The following is a 951-nucleotide window of genomic DNA, read 5'->3' as shown; positions in this document are numbered from 1 at the left end:
GAGTAGGAATGATAAATATAATTTTGTAATATCTGTTAGCTCCTAAAATAGGTTGCTATTCTATATATGAAGGATTTTATTCTAATGACACTTAAAAAATTTAAATCCACGGCTGTTGTAATAGCAGCTATGATCTCTCTTTCTGGTTGCTCAGCAATGAGTACTGCGATTCAACATCGTAATTTGGTAACTAATACTAAAATGTCAGCCACAGTTTGGTTAGATCCAACCCCCGTTTCACAACATACTGTATATCTTCAATTGAGAAACAGTACTAATAAAAAACTAGATATAACTAAAGTGCTTACTGATAAATTAAAACAAAAAGGTTATACCGTTACTTCAGATCCAGCTAAAGCACATTATTGGCTACAAACTAACATTATTAAATTGGAAAAAATGGATCCAAATGCAGGTCTTGCTCTGTTGAACCAAGGATACGGCGGTGCTGTCGTTGGTGGTGGTTTAGCTGCTTTAGCCATGGCATCACATACGCATAGCACAAGTTCTGTTGTAGGAGCAGGTCTCATTGGTAGTGCTATTGGTTTTGTAGCAGATAACATGGTAGAAGATGTAAACTTTGGTATGGTAACAGATGTTCAAGTAGTTGAAAAAACCAAAGAATCTGTAGACTCTAGTCAAGTCGCTCATTTAAATAATGGCATCGGAGGCTCCACTAATACTACTGTAAAAACCGTCGCCAATAAAAAGCGCTACCAAACTCGAATTTTAAGCTCAGCAAATAAAGTAAACCTTGATTATGTTGATGCGGAACCTGCGTTAGTTGAAGGGTTAGCAACAAGTGTTGCTGGTATTTTCTAAAACAAAAATGCCATTCTGATAACTTTAGATTAAATTTTAAAATGAAATAGCCTCTTATGTAGAGGCTATTTTTATAGGTAACTTAAATGAAATAGCCTCTTATGTAGAGGCTATTTTTATAGGTAACTT

1 protein-coding gene is annotated in these 951 nt (G+C 35.0%); it reads left to right on the top strand.

Translation table 11 applies throughout. The features are described from left to right. Positions 1-84: 84 nt before the first annotated feature. Positions 85-822, top strand: coding sequence for a complement resistance protein TraT (locus tag F9817_RS23700; RefSeq protein WP_161158661.1), 738 nt, complete (start codon positions 85-87; stop codon positions 820-822). Positions 823-951: the final 129 nt, after the last annotated feature.

The organism is Vibrio eleionomae, assembly GCF_009874545.1.
Classification (GTDB): domain Bacteria; phylum Pseudomonadota; class Gammaproteobacteria; order Enterobacterales; family Vibrionaceae; genus Vibrio; species Vibrio nitrifigilis.
Note: the sequence above shows the minus strand (reverse complement) of the source record. Positions and strands in the feature narration are given on the sequence as shown.

Coding starts and splice junctions, on each gene's coding strand:
- F9817_RS23700 (WP_161158661.1), top strand. CDS start 85: ATGACACTTAAAAAATTTAAATCCACGGCTGTTGTAATAGCAGCTATG.